The 15,182-nt window shown below is 65.8% G+C and carries 17 protein-coding genes and 1 tRNA gene; 2 read left to right on the forward strand and 16 right to left on the reverse strand.

The window, feature by feature from the left end:
* The 16 genes from VLF18_RS02015 to tpiA all read right to left on the reverse strand — a co-directional run.
* On the reverse strand, positions 1-809 hold an 809-nt coding region (locus VLF18_RS02015; RefSeq protein WP_325277945.1), incomplete at its 3' end, for an NADH-quinone oxidoreductase subunit M.
* A gap of 22 nt (positions 810-831) precedes the next feature.
* Entirely contained in the window at positions 832-2,886 is a 2,055-nt protein-coding gene (gene nuoL, locus VLF18_RS02020) for an NADH-quinone oxidoreductase subunit L (RefSeq protein ID WP_325277946.1), read from the reverse strand.
* Between the two features lie 8 nt (positions 2,887-2,894).
* Entirely contained in the window at positions 2,895-3,200 is a 306-nt protein-coding gene (gene nuoK / locus VLF18_RS02025) for an NADH-quinone oxidoreductase subunit NuoK (RefSeq protein WP_325277947.1), read from the reverse strand.
* Positions 3,197-3,811 carry an NADH-quinone oxidoreductase subunit J gene (locus VLF18_RS02030; RefSeq protein ID WP_325277948.1) on the reverse strand — a complete coding sequence of 205 codons (615 nt, stop codon included), beginning with the start codon at positions 3,809-3,811 and terminating at the stop codon, positions 3,197-3,199. The genes nuoK and VLF18_RS02030 overlap by 4 nt, the downstream gene beginning before the upstream one ends.
* 19 nt (positions 3,812-3,830) lie before the next feature.
* Positions 3,831-4,322, reverse strand: coding sequence for an NADH-quinone oxidoreductase subunit NuoI (nuoI, locus tag VLF18_RS02035; protein ID WP_325277949.1), 492 nt, complete (start codon positions 4,320-4,322; stop codon positions 3,831-3,833).
* Entirely contained in the window at positions 4,319-5,383 is a 1,065-nt protein-coding gene (gene nuoH, locus VLF18_RS02040; protein WP_325277950.1) for an NADH-quinone oxidoreductase subunit NuoH, read from the reverse strand. The genes nuoI and nuoH overlap by 4 nt, the downstream gene beginning before the upstream one ends.
* 4 nt (positions 5,384-5,387) lie before the next feature.
* Complete coding sequence (nuoG, locus tag VLF18_RS02045) at positions 5,388-7,733, reverse strand: NADH-quinone oxidoreductase subunit NuoG (protein ID WP_325277951.1); 2,346 nt, start codon at positions 7,731-7,733, stop codon at positions 5,388-5,390.
* Positions 7,734-7,746: 13 nt separating this feature from the next.
* Positions 7,747-9,078, reverse strand: coding sequence for an NADH-quinone oxidoreductase subunit NuoF (nuoF, locus tag VLF18_RS02050; protein ID WP_325277952.1), 1,332 nt, complete (start codon positions 9,076-9,078; stop codon positions 7,747-7,749).
* Positions 9,079-9,086: 8 nt separating this feature from the next.
* Positions 9,087-9,614 (reverse strand): NADH-quinone oxidoreductase subunit NuoE, encoded by a 528-nt coding sequence (gene nuoE / locus VLF18_RS02055; protein WP_325277953.1) that lies wholly within the window; start codon positions 9,612-9,614, stop codon positions 9,087-9,089.
* A gap of 16 nt (positions 9,615-9,630) precedes the next feature.
* A complete protein-coding gene (locus VLF18_RS02060; RefSeq protein WP_325277954.1) occupies positions 9,631-10,884 on the reverse strand; it encodes an NADH-quinone oxidoreductase subunit D in 1,254 nt (417 codons plus the stop codon).
* A 3-nt stretch (positions 10,885-10,887) separates the two neighbouring features.
* Entirely contained in the window at positions 10,888-11,622 is a 735-nt protein-coding gene (locus VLF18_RS02065; protein WP_325277955.1) for an NADH-quinone oxidoreductase subunit C, read from the reverse strand.
* A 12-nt stretch (positions 11,623-11,634) separates the two neighbouring features.
* Positions 11,635-12,189, reverse strand: a complete 555-nt coding sequence (locus tag VLF18_RS02070; protein WP_325277956.1) for an NADH-quinone oxidoreductase subunit B family protein — start codon at positions 12,187-12,189, stop codon at positions 11,635-11,637.
* Positions 12,180-12,536 carry an NADH-quinone oxidoreductase subunit A gene (locus tag VLF18_RS02075; RefSeq protein WP_325277961.1) on the reverse strand — a complete coding sequence of 119 codons (357 nt, stop codon included), beginning with the start codon at positions 12,534-12,536 and terminating at the stop codon, positions 12,180-12,182. The genes VLF18_RS02070 and VLF18_RS02075 overlap by 10 nt, the downstream gene beginning before the upstream one ends.
* Before the next feature lie 82 nt (positions 12,537-12,618).
* A tRNA-Leu gene (locus VLF18_RS02080) sits at positions 12,619-12,703 on the reverse strand.
* Between the two features lie 12 nt (positions 12,704-12,715).
* The gene (gene secG / locus VLF18_RS02085) at positions 12,716-13,183 is read right to left on the reverse strand and encodes a preprotein translocase subunit SecG (protein ID WP_325277957.1); all 468 of its coding nucleotides are present in this window, start codon (positions 13,181-13,183) and stop codon (positions 12,716-12,718) included.
* Positions 13,184-13,204: 21 nt separating this feature from the next.
* On the reverse strand, positions 13,205-13,948 hold the full coding sequence (tpiA, locus tag VLF18_RS02090) for a triose-phosphate isomerase (protein ID WP_325277958.1): 744 nt from the start codon (positions 13,946-13,948) through the stop codon (positions 13,205-13,207).
* Between the two features lie 138 nt (positions 13,949-14,086).
* Between tpiA and VLF18_RS02095 the strand changes: the two genes are divergently transcribed.
* Positions 14,087-14,905 (forward strand): SDR family oxidoreductase, encoded by an 819-nt coding sequence (locus VLF18_RS02095; protein WP_325277959.1) that lies wholly within the window; start codon positions 14,087-14,089, stop codon positions 14,903-14,905.
* Positions 14,902-15,182: hypothetical protein (locus VLF18_RS02100; protein WP_325277960.1), on the forward strand; the 281-nt coding region annotated here is incomplete at its 3' end. The genes VLF18_RS02095 and VLF18_RS02100, both read left to right, overlap by 4 nt.

A 15,182-nucleotide genomic window follows, 5' to 3' on the forward strand; every position in this document is an offset into this window, starting at 1 on the left:
AAGCCGTAGCCGCCGATCTTCAGCATGATCGCCGCCAGCACGACCGAACCGCCGGTCGGTGCCTCGACGTGCGCGTCCGGCAACCAGGTATGCACCGGCCACATCGGCACCTTGACCGCGAACGCGATCAGGAAGCCGAAGAACAGCCATGCCTGTTCCTTCGCGCTCAGGCCGACCTGGGCCAGCTCGGCGAGTTCGAACGTGCCGGTCTTGAAATACAGATACAGCAGTCCGATCAGCATGAAGATCGAACCGAAGAACGTGTAGATGAAGAACTTCAGCGTCGCATAGACGCGCCGCGCGCCGCCCCAGACGCCGATCAGGATGAACATCGGGATCAGCATGCCTTCGAAGAAGACATAGAACAGCAGTGCGTCGAGTGCGCAGAACACGCCGACCATCAGGCCTTCGAGCACGAGCATCGCGGCCATGTACTGCGCGACCTTCTCGTCGACCGAGCCCCAGCCGAGGATCACGACGAGCACGCTCGTGAACGTCGTCAGCAGCACCAGCGCGACCGAGATGCCGTCGACGCCGAGGTGGTAGCGCACGTTCAGCGTGTCGATCCAGAGCAGGTTTTCCTGCAGGTGCATGTTCTTCAGCAGGCCGAGATCGGCCGTGCCGGCCGCGGCGACGCTGCCGTAGAACGTCGACAGCATCGCGAGGCTGACGAGGAAGGTCGCGATGGCGACGGCGAGCGCGATCGTGCGCGCCGGGCCCGGGCGGCGGTCGCCGGCAAGCAGCACCGGGATCGCGCCGAGGATCGGCAGCCAGATCAGGAGGCTAAGCAAGGGCCAGTTGGCAAACATTGTCATTATTCCCTTTGCTCGCTCAGCGTGCCGCCAGCCACAGACCGCCGAGCAGCACGATCAGCCCGAGGATCATTGCGAAGGCGTAGTGATACAGGTAACCGGACTGCACGCGGCGCACGCGCGCCGCAATGCCCTGCACGAGCGCGGCCGAACCATTGACGAGGCCGTCGTCGATCACGGCGACATCGCCGCCGCGCCAGAGGCCGCGGCCAAGCTTGAGGCCACCGCGCGCGAACAGCGCGAAGTACAGATCGTCGATGCCGTACTTGTTCTGCAGCAGGCTGTAGACCGGCGCGAACATCTTCGCAGCACGATCGGCGATGCTGCGGTTGAACATGTAAACGTAGGTCGCAACGGCGAAGCCGGCGAGTGCGAACCAGAACGGCGGCGCCATGATGCCGTGCAGGACCATCGCGCCGGGTCCGTGCCACTCGTGCGCGAGTTCGGCCAGCGGACCGCCTTCCTTCACGAAGATCGCGCCGGCGAAGAAATCGCCGAACAGCATCGGACCGATCGCGAACCAGCCGACGACGACCGACGGAATCGCGAGCAGGATCAGCGGCACCGTGACGACCCACGGCGACTCGTGCGGCGCATGCTCGAGGTGACCCGGTTCGTGGTGGCCGTGGTCGTCGGCATGGTCGTCACCATGATCGGCATGATGATCGTGGCCATGCGCGTGATCGTGGTGCTCGACCACGAAGCGCTCCTTGCCGTGATACGTGAGATAGATCAGGCGGAAGCTGTAGAGCGCCGTGACGAACACGCCGATCAGCACGCAGAAATACGCGTAGCCCGCGCCGAAGCGATGCGATTCGTGCACGGCTTCGATGATCGCGTCCTTGGAGAAGAAGCCCGAGAAGCCCGGGAAGCCGGTCAGCGCGAGCGTGCCGATCCAGCCCGTGATGAACGTGATCGGCATGTATTTCTTCAGGCCGCCCATGTAGCGCATGTCCTGCTCATGGTGCATCGCGATGATGACCGAGCCGGCGCCGAGGAACAGCAGCGCCTTGAAGAACGCGTGGGTCATCAGATGGAAGATCGCGGCCGAATACGCCGACACGCCGAGCGCGACGGTCATGTAACCGAGCTGCGACAGGGTCGAATACGCGACGACGCGCTTGACGTCGTTCTGCACGATGCCGATCAGGCCCGTGAACAGCGCCGTCGTCGCGCCGACGATCATGACGAACGACAGCGCGGTCTCGGACAGCTCATACAGCGGCGACATGCGCGCGACCATGAAAATGCCCGCGGTCACCATCGTCGCCGCGTGGATGAGGGCGGAGATCGGCGTCGGACCTTCCATCGAATCGGGCAGCCAGACGTGCAGCGGCACCTGCGCCGACTTGCCCATCGCCCCGATGAACAGCAGCACGCCGATCACGGTCGCGGCCTCCCAGGGATGGCCGGCGATGACTTCGAGCGTCTTTCCGGCGAGCGTCGTGTCGGCGGCCTTGAACACCGTCGCGTAGTCGAGCGAACCGAACCAGAACAGCACGGCGGCGATGCCGAGCAGGAAGCCGAAGTCGCCGACGCGGTTCACGAGGAACGCCTTCATGTTCGCGAAGATCGCGGTCGGCCGCTTGAACCAGAAACCGATCAGCAGGTACGAGACGAGACCGACCGCTTCCCAGCCGAAGAACAGCTGCATGAAGTTGTTGCTCATGACGAGCATGAGCATCGAGAACGTGAACAGCGAGATGTAGCTGAAGAAGCGCTGGTAGCCGGGATCTTCGTGCATGTAGCCGATCGTGTAGACGTGCACGAGCAGCGACACCGAGGTGACGACGACCATCATGACCGCGGTCAGGCGGTCGACGAGGAAGCCGACGTGGGCGGACAGCGGGCCGACCTCGAACCAGGTATAGAGGTTCTCGTTGAACACGCCCCAGCCGCCGGTCACGAGCATGTACAGCACGTAGCACGACAGCAGGAACGAGACGAGCACGCCGGCGATCGTGACGGTGTGCGCGCCGGCGCGTCCGACGCGCTTGCCGAACAGGCCCGCGACGATCGCGCCGAACAGCGGCGCGAGGGCGATGACGAGGAGAATGAGCTTGGGCGTGATCATCGGAAGCCTTATCCCTTCATCGAATCGATTTCGGCCACGTTGATCGTGCTGCGATTGCGGAACAGCACGACGAGAATGGCCAGGCCGATCGCGGACTCCGCCGCGGCGACCGTCAGGATGAAGAACACGAACACCTGGCCCGCCGGATCGCCGAGGTAGCGGCTGAAGGCGACGAAGTTCATGTTCACGGCGAGCAGCATCAGCTCGATCGCCATCAGCAGCACGATGACGTTCTTGCGATTGATGAAGATGCCCGCGACGGAAATGCAGAACAGGATCGTGCCGAGCACGATGAAATGCGCGAGCGAGATCATGCGGATTCTCCGTTCGACGGCGCTTCGCTGGCCATCTTCACGACGCGCAGGCGCTCGTCGCGCTGCACCAGCACCTGCTGGCTCGGCTTCTGCGTGCGCACGCCGCTGCGCTTGCGCAGCGTCAGTGCGACCGCGGCGATCAGCGCGACGGTCAGAATCAGCGCGGCGATCTCGAACGGCAGCAGGAATTTCGTGAACAGCGCCTGGCCCAGCCACGCGGTGTTGCTGCCCGCCGCGGCCGCCGGATTGGCCGGCAGCGGCACGGCCTGCAGCGTCTTCAGGCCGATCAGCGCCAGCATCTCGACGAGCATGACCGCCGCGACGACGACGCCGACCGGCAGGAAGCGGATGAAGCCTTCGCGCATCGCCTCGGGCTTGATGTCGAGCATCATGACCACGAACAGGAACAGAACCATCACGGCGCCGACGTAGACGACGATCAGCGCGAGGCCGAGGAATTCGGCTTCGGCGAGGATCCAGATGCCGGCGGCCGTGAAGAACGTCAGCACGAGGCTCAGCGCCGCGTGCACCGAGTTCTTCAGCGTGATGACCGCCAGCGCGGAGGCGACGAGCACCGCGGCGAAGGCGTAGAACAGGATCTGTTGCATCATCGGGCGTTCTCCTGCGCGCTCAGCGATACGCCGCGTCTTGCGCGCGTGCGGCCGCGATCTCGGCCTCGTAGCGATCGCCCAGAGCCAGGAGCTTTTCCTTGGTCAGGATGTTCTCGCCGCGTTTTTCGAAGTGGTATTCGTGGATGTCGGTCTCGACGATCGAGTCGACCGGGCACGACTCTTCGCAGAAGCCGCAGAAGATGCACTTGAACAGGTCGATCTCGTAGCGCGTCGTGCGGCGCTGGCCGTCGCTCGCGCGCGGCGCGGCGTCGATCGTGATGGCCAGCGCGGGGCACACGGCTTCGCAGAGCTTGCAGGCGATGCAGCGCTCTTCGCCGTTCGGATAGCGGCGCAGCGCATGCAGACCGCGGAAGCGATTCGACTTCGGAATCTTTTCCATCGGGTACTGCATCGTGTACTTCGGCTTCACGAGGTACTTGCCGGTGACCCACAGGCCCTGCAGCAGTTCGAGCAGGAACAGGCTCTTGAAGTAACTGATGACGCGGTTCACGGGTTGACTCCCGGGCCGATGGTCACGCCGCCGAAATAGGCGAGGCAGCCGGCAACGAAGGTCCAGGCGATGGTGATCGGAATGAACACCTTCCAGCCCAGGCGCATGATCTGGTCGTAGCGGTAACGCGGGAACGTCGCGCGGAACCAGAGGAACAGGAAGGCCATGAAGAACGCCTTCGCGAACAGCCACCACCAGCCCGGCGCCGCGAGAATGCCGAGCGGCAGGCCCTGCACCGGCGACAGCCAGCCGCCGAGGAACAGCACCGAGGCGAGAAACGCGACGAGGATCATGTTCGCGTATTCGGCGAGGAAGAAGATCGCGAACGCCGAACCCGAATATTCCACATGGAAGCCGGCGACGATTTCCGATTCGCCCTCGGCCACGTCGAACGGCGCGCGATTGGTTTCGGCGACGCCCGAGATGAAGTAGATGACGAACATCGGCAGCAGCGGCAGCCAGAACCAGTCGAACAGGCCCTTGCCGCCGGCCTGCGCGTTGACGATGTCGGAGAGATTCAGGCTGCCGCATAGGATCAGCACGCTGACCAGCGCCATGCCCATCGCGATTTCGTAGGACACGACCTGCGCGGCCGAGCGCATCGCGCCGAGGAACGCGTATTTCGAGTTCGACGCCCAGCCCGCGAGGATGATGCCGTAGACGCCGAGCGAGGTCATCGCGAGCAGGTACAGCAGGCCCGCATTCGCGTTCGACCAGGCGATGCGATCGCCGATCGGCACGACCGCCCACGCGGCCATGGCCGGCACGAGCGCGAGCAGCGGCGCGAGATAGAACAGGAACGTGCTGGCCTTCTCGGGAACCGTGATTTCCTTGAACAGCAGCTTGAACACATCGGCGAAGGCCTGCGCGAGACCGAGCGGGCCGACCTGGTTCGGCCCCATGCGTACGTGCATCCAGCCGATGACCTTGCGTTCCCACCAGACGTACATCGCGACCGAAATGATCAGCGGCAGCAGCGGCAGCGCGATCAGACCGACGACGAGCGACAGCGTCGGCCATTCGGCAATGAAGGTGTTGAGCAGCGCGATCACAGAGTCCATGCGCTTATGCCTTGCTGATGCTGAGTTCGGCGCCGTAAGCCGGCAGCGCCGCGGTCTCGACGTACGCGGCTTCGATCCAGGCGCCGCCGCGCGGCACGCCGGCGCTGACGACGACCGGCAGCGTCGCCGTGCCGGCCGCACCGGTCACCTTGACCATGCTGCCGTCGTCGACGCCGAGCGAGGTCGCGTCGTGCGGATTGAGGCCGAGCCCTGCCCCGCTGGTCAGCGGATGCGCCTGCAGTGCGGCCGCGCGACGCACGACCGCGTCGCCGCGATAGATCGGCACGGTCGCGATGCGCACGAGGCCCTTCGCGTCCTGGCGGCTCGCGACCTTGGCCTGAACCTGCGGCGCGATCGCTGCCGGCCGGGCGGCGAGCGCCTGGCGCAGTTCGGCGATCTCGGTGAATTCGAAGCCCGGCAGCGCGAGCTTGTCGGCCAGCGCGCGCAGCACTTTCCAGCCGGCGCGCGCCTCGCCCGGCGCCTTGGCACCGGCGGCGGCGGTCTGGCTGATGCCGTTGAGGTTGACCAGCGTCGCGTCGATTTCCGGGAGCGCGGCGATCGGCAGGATCGCGGTCGCGACGGCCTTGATCGCATCGCTCGCGAACGCGGTGAACGCGACGACGACATCGGCCTTGGCCAGCGAAGTCATCGCGAGACCGCCGTCGCCGAAGTCGTACGGCGGCTCGGCGCCGTAGAGCACATAGCCCTTGCGCGGCAGCGCGAGCATCGTCCGCGCATCGAGGCCGCCGTTGGCCGGCACGACGCCGACGCGCGTGAGGCCGAGCGCGTTCGCACCGAGCGGCACTTCGTTGTAGCCCGCGTCGGTCGCGAGCGCGACGAAGCGCGCGCAGGCGCGCAGCAGCGAGGCCTGCGGATGCATCGCGGCCGCTTCGCCGAAGATCACGACGGAGCCGGTGGCGTCCTTCAGCGATTTCGCGAGCGAGCGCGCCGCGTCGTCGGTCGTCGCCGAGGCGAGCAGCGCCGCGAGTTCGGCCGGCGCTTCGCCGCCGAGGTCGAGCGCGGCCTTCGCGAGCTTCACCGCCTCGTCGGCCAGCACGGCCGGCGCGACGACGAGCGAGGTCGTCAGGTCGTAGTTGAAATCGAACGCGATCGGATTGAGCGCATGCACCTTCGCGCCGCGCTTGGCCGCCTTGCGCACGCGGTGGTTCGCGAGCGGCAGTTCGTGACGCAGGTTCGAGCCGAACAGCAGTACTGCGCCGGCCTTCTCGATGTCGGCGACCGGCGTGGCGAAACCGAAGCCCGCAGCCGCGTCGCTGAAATCGAGCTGGCGCAGGCGGTGATCGATGTGCTTGGTGCCGAGCGCGCGCACGAGTTCGGCGAGCAGGTGGCCCTCCTCGTTCGACGTCGCCGGATGCACGAGCGCGCCGAGATCGTCGCCGCGCACGGCCTTGAGCTTGTCGGCGACGGCCGACAGCGCCTCGTCCCAGCCGACGACGGTCCATTCGCCGTTCTTCTTGAGCAGCGGCTGCGTCGCGCGATCGGCGGCGTAGAGGCCCTGGTGGCTGTAGCGGTCGCGGTCCGACAGCCAGCATTCGTTGATCGCTTCGTTGTCGCGCGGCACGTGGCGCAGCACTTCGCCGCGGCGTGTGTGCAGCCAGACATTGGAACCCTGCGCGTCGTGATAGCCGAGGCTTTCGCGCGCGATCAGCTCCCAGGCACGTGCCTGGAAGCGGAACGGCTTGTTCGTCAGCGCGCCGACCGGGCAGACGTCGATGATGTTGCCGCCGATCTCGCTCTCGATCGTCTTGCCGACGTAGGTGCCGATCTCGAGGTTCTCGCCGCGGCTCATGCCGCCGAGCTCGTAGGTGCCCGCGACCTCGCCGACGAAGCGCACGCAGCGCGTGCACTGGATGCAGCGCGTCATCTCCGTCGCGATCAGCGGGCCGATGTCCTCGTCGGCGACCGAACGCTTGCGCTCGACGAAGCGGCTGACCGAGCGGCCGTAGCCCATCGACACGTCCTGCAGTTCGCACTCGCCGCCCTGATCGCAGATCGGGCAGTCGAGCGGATGGTTGATCAGCAGGAACTCCATGACGTTGCGCTGCGAGCTCAGCGCCTTCTGCGAGCGCGTCAGCACCTTCATGCCTTCCATGACCGGCGTGGCGCAGGCGGGCATCGGCTTGGGCGACTTCTCGACCTCGACGAGGCACATGCGGCAGTTCGCCGCGATCGGCAGCTTGTCGTGGTAGCAGAAACGCGGAATCGGCACGCCGGCCTTGTCGGCGGCGTGGATGATCATCGAGCCTTTCGGCGCGGTCATCGCCTTGCCGTCGATCTCGATGTTGACGTGATCGGGCGGCGTGTTCGGGTTCACGGGCTGGGCGCTCATGCGTCGTTCGTCCTCAAGCGGCCTTGCCGGGCTGGTCGTCGACGAGCGAGCGCTTGTTGACGATGAAATATTCGAATTCGTGCCAGAAATGCCGCAGCATGCCCTGCACCGGCCACGCAGCGGCTTCGCCGAACGCGCAGATCGTGTGCCCCTCGATCTGGCCGGCAGCCTGCTTGAGCATGGCCAGATCGGTCATCTCGGCCCTGCCTTCGACGATGCGCGTAAGCATGCGGTACATCCAGCCCGTGCCTTCGCGGCACGGCGTGCACTGGCCGCAGGACTCGGCATAGTAGAAACGGCTGATGCGCTGGCAGGCGCGCACCATGCAGGTCGAATCGTCCATGACGATGACCGCGCCCGAACCCAGGCCGGAGCCGGCCTTCTGGATCGAGTCGTAGTCCATGGTGCATTCGAGCATGGTCGCCGCCGGCAGCACCGGCATCGACGAACCGCCCGGAATCACGGCCTTGAGCTGACGGCCCGGACGCATGCCGCCGGCGAGCGCGAGCAGATCCTTGAACGGCGTGCCGAGGCGGATCTCGTAGTTGCCCGGTTTCGCTACATGTCCCGAAACGGAAAAGATCTTCGGCCCGCCGTTGTTCGGTTTGCCGAGATTGAGGAACCACTCCGCGCCGTTGCGCAGAATGGCCGGCACCGACGCATAGGTCTCGGTGTTGTTGATCGTCGTCGGGCGGCCGTACAGACCGAAGCCGGCCGGGAACGGCGGCTTGAAGCGCGGCTGGCCCTTCTTGCCTTCGAGCGATTCCATCAGCGCGGTTTCTTCGCCGCAGATGTAGGCGCCGGCGCCGAGCGCGGTGTGGATGTCGACGTCGATGCCCGAACCCTGGATGTTCTTGCCGAGCAGACCCGCGGCGTAGGCTTCCTTGAGCGCTTCCTCGAAGTGCTCGAACGGCTCGTGGTGGAACTCGCCGCGCAGGTAGTTGTAGGCGACCGTCGAACCGGTGCAGTAGCACGCGATCGCGAGGCCTTCGACGACCGAATGCGGATTGAAGCGCAGGATGTCGCGGTCCTTGCAGGTGCCCGGCTCGGACTCGTCCGAATTGCAAAGAATGTACTTCTGCCCCGGCGCCGTGCGCGGCATGAACGACCACTTCAGGCCGGTCGGGAAGCCCGCGCCGCCGCGGCCGCGCAGCGAGGACTTCTTGATTTCCTCGATGACCGCCGCCGGATCGGGCTTCTCGGCGAGGATCTTCTTCCACGCCTGATAGCCGTCGACCTTCAGGTAATTGTCGAGCGCCCAGGGCTTGTCGAAATGCAGCGTCGTGTAGACGACCTGATGATCCTGCGGGGCGGGGCCTACCGGGCCGGTGGAGTGCGATGCCATGTCCTGCCTCACTTCAGGCCGTCGAGGATCTGATCCACTTTTTCAGTGGTCAGGTTCTCGTGGTAGTGGCCGTTGACGACCATCATCGGCGCGCCGCAGCAGGCGGCGAGGCATTCTTCCTCTTGCTTGAGGTAGATGCGGCCGTCGGCCGTCGATTCGCCGAGCTTCACGCCGAGCTTTTTCTCGCAGTGGCGCACGACGTCTTCCGCGCCGTTGAGCCAGCACGAGATGTTGGTGCAGATCGCGACGTTGTTGCGGCCGACCGGCGAGGTCTCGAACATCGAGTAGAAGCTCGCGACCTCGTAGGCCCAGACCGTCGGCAGGTCGAGATACTTCGCGACGGCCGTGGTGAGTTCGTCGGTCAGATAGCCGCCCTGCTGTTCCTGCGCGGCCATGAGGCCCTGGATCAGCGCCGAGCGCTTGCGGTCCGGCGGAAACTTCGACACCCAGTGGTCGATGTGGTGGCGCGTCTTCTCGGTCAGCGCGACCTGCGGGTCGACATCCTTGACCTGGTTGTAGGTGCCAGTGGCTTTCATGATGTGCTCCCGTCGCTCAGCGGTCGATTTCGCCGAACACGACGTCGTAGGTACCGATCATCGCGACGACGTCGGGCAGCATGTGGCCGCGTACGATCTCGTCCATCGACGACAGATGGGCAAAGCCCGGCGCTCGCACCTTGAGGCGGAACGGCTTGTTCGCGCCGTCGGAAACCAGATAGATGCCGAACTCGCCCTTCGGCGCTTCGACCGCGCTGTAGGTTTCGCCGGCCGGCACGCAGTAGCCTTCGGTGAACAGCTTGAAGTGATGGATCAGCGCTTCCATGTCGTCCTTCATCTCCTCGCGGGACGGCGGAGCGACCTTGAAGTTTTCGATCATGACCGGCCCCGGATTGGCCCGGAGCCACTTCACGCACTGCTCGATGATGCGATTGGACTGGCGCATCTCCTCGACGCGCACGAGGTAACGGTCGTAGCAGTCGCCCTTCGTGCCGAGCGGGATGTCGAAATCCACATGGGCATAAGCCGCATAGGGCTGCTTTTTGCGCAGATCCCAGGCGATGCCCGAGCCGCGCAGCATCGGACCCGACATGCCCCAGGCGAACGCCTGTTCCGGCGTCACGACGCCGATGCCGACAGTGCGCTGCTTCCAGATGCGGTTGTCGGTCAGCAGGGTCTCGTATTCGTCGACCTTGGTGTAGAAGTCCTTGCAGAAGGCTTCGAGGAAATCGAGCATCGATCCTTCGCGCCACTCGTTCATGCGCTTGAGATCGCCGCCCTTGTGCCAGCGAGATTCCCTGTACTGCGGCATGCGGTCGGGCAGATCGCGATAGACGCCGCCCGGACGGTAATACGTCGCGTGCATGCGCGCGCCGGAGACCGCCTCGTAGCAGTCCATGAGCTCTTCACGTTCGCGGAACGCGTAGAGGAACACGGCCATCGCGCCGAGATCGAGCGCGTTCGAGCCGATCCACATCAGGTGGTTCAGGATGCGCGTGATCTCGTCGAACATCGTGCGGATGTACTGCGCACGAATCGGCGCTTCGACGCCGACGAGCTTTTCGATCGCACGCACGTAGGCGTGCTCGTTGCACATCATCGACACGTAGTCGAGACGGTCCATGTAGCCGATCGACTGGTTGAACGGCTTGGACTCGGCCAGCTTCTCGGTGCCGCGATGCAGCAGGCCGATGTGCGGATCGGCGCGCATGATGGTCTCGCCGTCCATTTCGAGCACGAGGCGCAGCACGCCGTGGGCCGCCGGATGCTGCGGGCCGAAGTTGATCGTGTAGTTGCGGATTTCCTGCATGACTTACTTCCCCGCAGCCGCGCCGGCGGCCGCTTCGGCCTGGGCCTGGTCGTAGCGCGAGTCGTCGCGGATCACGCGCGGCACGAGCACGCGCGGGTCGATGCTGACCGGCTCGTAGATGACGCGCTGTTTTTCGCTGTCGTAACGCACTTCGACGTTGCCGATCAGCGGGAAATCCTTGCGGAACGGATGGCCGACGAAACCGTAGTCGGTCAGGATCCGGCGCAGGTCCGGATGGCCTTCGAACACGATGCCGTAGAGGTCGAACGCCTCCCGCTCGAACCAGTTCACGCCCGGATGAAGCCCCGTCAGCGACGGCATGATCGGCAGCGCGTCGTCGGCACAGTAGCCTTTGACGCGCAGGCGCGCGTTGTGCGTGATCGACAGCAATTGCACGGCGACGGCGAAACGCTTGGCGTGCGGCGCGACGCGCGGACGCTCCGACCAGCGGAAGCGGCCCGGCCCCTGCCCTTCGACGCCGCGCGAAAAGCCCTGGTTCGAGACGTCGGTCGTGTCCCACTCGGTCTGACCGTAGCTCAGGTAGTCCAGACCGCAGACGTCGACAGCCTGCTCGAAGCGGAACTCGGCTTCGTCACGCAGTGCCTGGATCACGGAAAGCCAGTGCTGCGGCAGGACTTCGAGCGTGGTTTCGCCGCGCCACTCGGTCACGGCAACGACGTCGGCGCCGAAGCGCGCGGTAAGGCGCTGCGCCAGCGTGGTAGGCAGGTTCTCGCTCATGCGGAGTTTCCGTTAGCGCGCGATGGTGTTGGTGCGGCGAATCTTTTTCTGCAGCTGCAGAATGCCGTAGACCAGCGCTTCGGCCGTCGGCGGACAGCCCGGCACATAGATGTCGACCGGCACGATACGATCGCAGCCGCGCACCACCGCGTAGGAATAGTGGTAGTAGCCGCCGCCGTTCGCGCACGAGCCCATGGAGATGACCCATTTCGGATCGGGCATCTGGTCGTAGACCTTGCGCAGCGCCGGGGCCATCTTGTTGACCAGCGTGCCGGCCACGATCATGACGTCGGACTGGCGCGGACTCGGTCGAAACACGACGCCGTAGCGGTCGAGGTCGAGGCGCGACGCACCCGCATGCATCATTTCGACGGCGCAGCACGCGAGACCGAACGTCATCGGCCACATCGAACCGGTGCGCGCCCAGTTGATGAGCGCGTCGGCCGAGGTAACGGCGAAGCCGCGCTCGATCAGCGGGTTGTCACCGTCGGGTCGCAGGATGTCGTCGACGGTGGAAACCGGAACCGGGTTGTGCATGACCCGGCTGAGGCTGTCGGTCATTCCCATTCGAGGGCTCCCTTCTTCCAGACGTAGACGAAGCCGACGACGAGCAGAGCCAGGAACAGGCCCATTTCGATCAACGCGACGATGCCGATCTGCTTGAAGACGACCGCCCACGGAAACAGGAAGGCGATTTCCAGATCGAAGATGATGAACAGGATGGCGATCAGGTAGTAGCGCACGTCGAATTTCATGCGCGCGTCTTCGAAGGCTTCGAAGCCGCATTCGTACGCCGATCGTTTCTGGGTGTCGGGACGCTTGGGTCCGAGAACGGTGCCGACCGCCAGGAGAACCAGGCCAAGGCCCGTGGCGACGACGAGGAAAAGCAGGATTGGCCAATATTCGGCAAGCACGAGTCCGCGAACCTCCGCATCGATCACCGATGCATCAGCGGCCGTGCGCAGTGTGCTGAAGCCCGCACGACCGTAACTAGATTGGTGCCCAAAGGGGGACTCGAACCCCCACGACCTAAGTCGCTACCACCTCAAGGTAGTGCGTCTACCAATTCCGCCATCTGGGCATTGTGTTCCAACTAGTTCTTCTTCGACTCGTCCGCCTTGGCTTCGGTCTTGTCGTCGCCCTTCGTGGCGACGGCAGGAGTAGCGGGCTGGGGCGTCGCGGGCACTTCGGTGGTCGCCGCCGGGGCCGGTACCGACGCCTGCGGCACGTCGCCGGCAGGCGGCGTCGCTTCAGGAGCTTTCACGGGAGCGGCGGGCACTTCGTTGCCGGACATGATACCCAGATCGGTCTGCGGCTTGGGAGCCATGCCACCGCCGAGGTACATGCCCATGCCCAGACTGAGCAGGAAGAACAAACTGGCCAGGACCGCCGTGGCACGCGACAGGAAGTTCGCCGAACCGCGCGCGCCGAACACCGTAGCGGACGCGCCCGAGCCGAAACCCGAACCCGCGTCTGCGCCGGCGCCGCGCTGCAGAAGGATCAGCGCCACCATCGCCACCGCGATCAAGATGTAAAACACATTGAAGATCGTAAGCAGCATCTCGATCCAGCCCGGCCGCGCTTAGAGCGCAGCCTCACAAATCTTGAGGAAATCGGCCGCCACCAGAGAGGCGCCGCCTATCAATCCGCCGTCCACGTCGGCCTGAGCGAAAAGCTCGGCGGCATTGGCCGGTTTTACGCTGCCGCCGTAGAGCAAGCGCAGCGAGTTGGCGAGTGTAGCATCGTGAAATGCGAGTTGGCTACGGATGAATGCATGAACCGCCTGCGCCTGTTCCGCGGTCGCGGTACGGCCGGTACCGATCGCCCAGACCGGTTCATACGCGACGACGGCATTGCCGAACGCGGCGATGCCGCAGGCCTTCACGACCGCCTCGACCTGCGCACCGACGACCGCTTCCGTCTGGCCGGCCTCGCGCTGGTCCAGCGTCTCGCCGACGCAGAGCACCGGCACGAGCCCGGCCGCCTGTGCCTGGGCGAACTTCGCGGCGACGCGTTCGTTCGACTCGGCATGATGCTGGCGCCGCTCGGAATGACCGACCAGCGCGTAGCGGCAGCCCACGTCGGCCGCCATGGCCGCGGCGAGTTCGCCGGTATAGGCGCCCTGCGCGTGCTCGCTGACGTCCTGCACGCCGAACGCGAGCGCGCCCGCGCGGGAGGCGACGAGCCCGGCGACGTAGACCGAGGGTGGAAACACCGCGACATCGATCGATGCGGGCATGCCGGCGGCAATGGCGCGCACGAGCTCGGCCGCGGTCGCGGCGCTGCCGTGCATCTTCCAGTTGCCTGCCACGAGCTTGCGTCGCATCGGGTCCGTTCCCGCGAAAGGGCGCGAAGAATAGCGACGCGCCCGCGCCCGCGCAATGCGCCGTTGCGACGGACCGGGGTCTCGGGTTGAATCGCGACTTCGCCCGCGGCGACCGGCCGCTTTCGCGCAGGGAATGTCATGACGTCCACTACCGCCCGCTGGGCTCTCGTCACCGGCGCCTCGGCCGGCATCGGCACGGCATTCGCGCGCGCGCTCGCGGCCGGCGGCCATTCGCTGGTGCTTACGGCCCGCCGCGAAGACCGCCTGACGGCGCTCGCCGACGAACTGCGCGAGCAGCACGGCGTCCGCGTCGAAACGATCCGCGCCGATCTCGTTGAAATCGATGCGAGCGCCGCGCTCTGCGAGGAAATCGAGCGCCGCGGCATCGCGATCGACGTGCTCGTGAACAACGCGGGCTACGGCGTAGCCGGGCACTACCTCGCGCAACCGTGGAAAATCCATGCCGACTTCCTGCAGGTCATGGTCACCGCGCCGTGCGAACTCGCCTATCGGCTGCTGCCGGGCATGCAGCAGCGCGGTTACGGCCGCATCGCGAACATCGCCTCGCTCGCGGGCCACGTGCCGGGTTCGGCCGGGCACACGATGTACGCCGCGTCGAAGGCCTTCATGATCAAGTTCTCGCAGTCGCTCGGTCTCGAGAACGCCGCGCGCGGCGTGAAGGTCTGCGCAATCTGCCCGGGCTTCACATGGTCGGAATTCCACGATGTCGTCGGCTCGCGCGAACAGGTCTCGCGCATGCCGAAATGGCTCTGGATGACGGCCGGGGACGTCGCGCGCGAAGGGCTCGCGGCGATGGAGCGCGGCGAGATCGTCTACGTGACCGGCCGCGTGAACCGCGCGATCAAGGGACTGGTCAAGCTGCTGCCCGACCGCTTCGCGCTGAACCTGATCCAGCGTCGCTCGAAGGATTTCCGCGTGCAGGATCCGCAGCGGTGAGTCCCGCCGCGGCGGCCGCCGCGCCGCCGTCGCCGGCCGCGACGCCCGTGCGCTGGCATCAGGCGGTCGTCGCCGCCCTGGTGCTGCTGCAGCTGTGGACCGCCGCCGGCATGGCCGGCACGCCCGACACGCTGCGCGACCTGTACTTCGCACAGCAGATCGCGGCAGGACAGCAGTGGCCGCTGACCGGCCCGGTCATCTACAACACGCTGCATCTCGGGCCGGTCTGGTACTACCTGCTCGGCGCGGCGATGCGGCTCGTGCCGCACCCGCTGAC

Origin of the sequence: Tahibacter sp., from assembly GCF_035481375.1 — a bacterium.
Classification (GTDB): Bacteria; Pseudomonadota; Gammaproteobacteria; order Xanthomonadales; family Rhodanobacteraceae; genus Tahibacter.

Bases quoted from the DNA above. Each gene is read 5' to 3' on its own strand.
- nuoL (WP_325277946.1), bottom strand. From the start codon at position 2,886: ATGATCACGCCCAAGCTCATTCTCCTCGTCATCGCCCTCGCGCCGCTG.
- nuoK (WP_325277947.1), bottom strand. From the start codon at position 3,200: ATGATCTCGCTCGCGCATTTCATCGTGCTCGGCACGATCCTGTTCTGC.
- VLF18_RS02030 (WP_325277948.1), bottom strand. From the start codon at position 3,811: ATGATGCAACAGATCCTGTTCTACGCCTTCGCCGCGGTGCTCGTCGCC.
- nuoH (WP_325277950.1), bottom strand. From the start codon at position 5,383: ATGGACTCTGTGATCGCGCTGCTCAACACCTTCATTGCCGAATGGCCG.
- nuoG (WP_325277951.1), bottom strand. From the start codon at position 7,733: ATGAGCGCCCAGCCCGTGAACCCGAACACGCCGCCCGATCACGTCAAC.
- nuoF (WP_325277952.1), bottom strand. From the start codon at position 9,078: ATGGCATCGCACTCCACCGGCCCGGTAGGCCCCGCCCCGCAGGATCAT.
- nuoE (WP_325277953.1), bottom strand. From the start codon at position 9,614: ATGAAAGCCACTGGCACCTACAACCAGGTCAAGGATGTCGACCCGCAG.
- VLF18_RS02060 (WP_325277954.1), bottom strand. From the start codon at position 10,884: ATGCAGGAAATCCGCAACTACACGATCAACTTCGGCCCGCAGCATCCG.
- VLF18_RS02065 (WP_325277955.1), bottom strand. From the start codon at position 11,622: ATGAGCGAGAACCTGCCTACCACGCTGGCGCAGCGCCTTACCGCGCGC.
- VLF18_RS02070 (WP_325277956.1), bottom strand. From the start codon at position 12,189: ATGGGAATGACCGACAGCCTCAGCCGGGTCATGCACAACCCGGTTCCG.
- secG (WP_325277957.1), bottom strand. From the start codon at position 13,183: ATGCTGCTTACGATCTTCAATGTGTTTTACATCTTGATCGCGGTGGCG.
- tpiA (WP_325277958.1), bottom strand. From the start codon at position 13,948: ATGCGACGCAAGCTCGTGGCAGGCAACTGGAAGATGCACGGCAGCGCC.
- VLF18_RS02095 (WP_325277959.1), top strand. From the start codon at position 14,087: ATGACGTCCACTACCGCCCGCTGGGCTCTCGTCACCGGCGCCTCGGCC.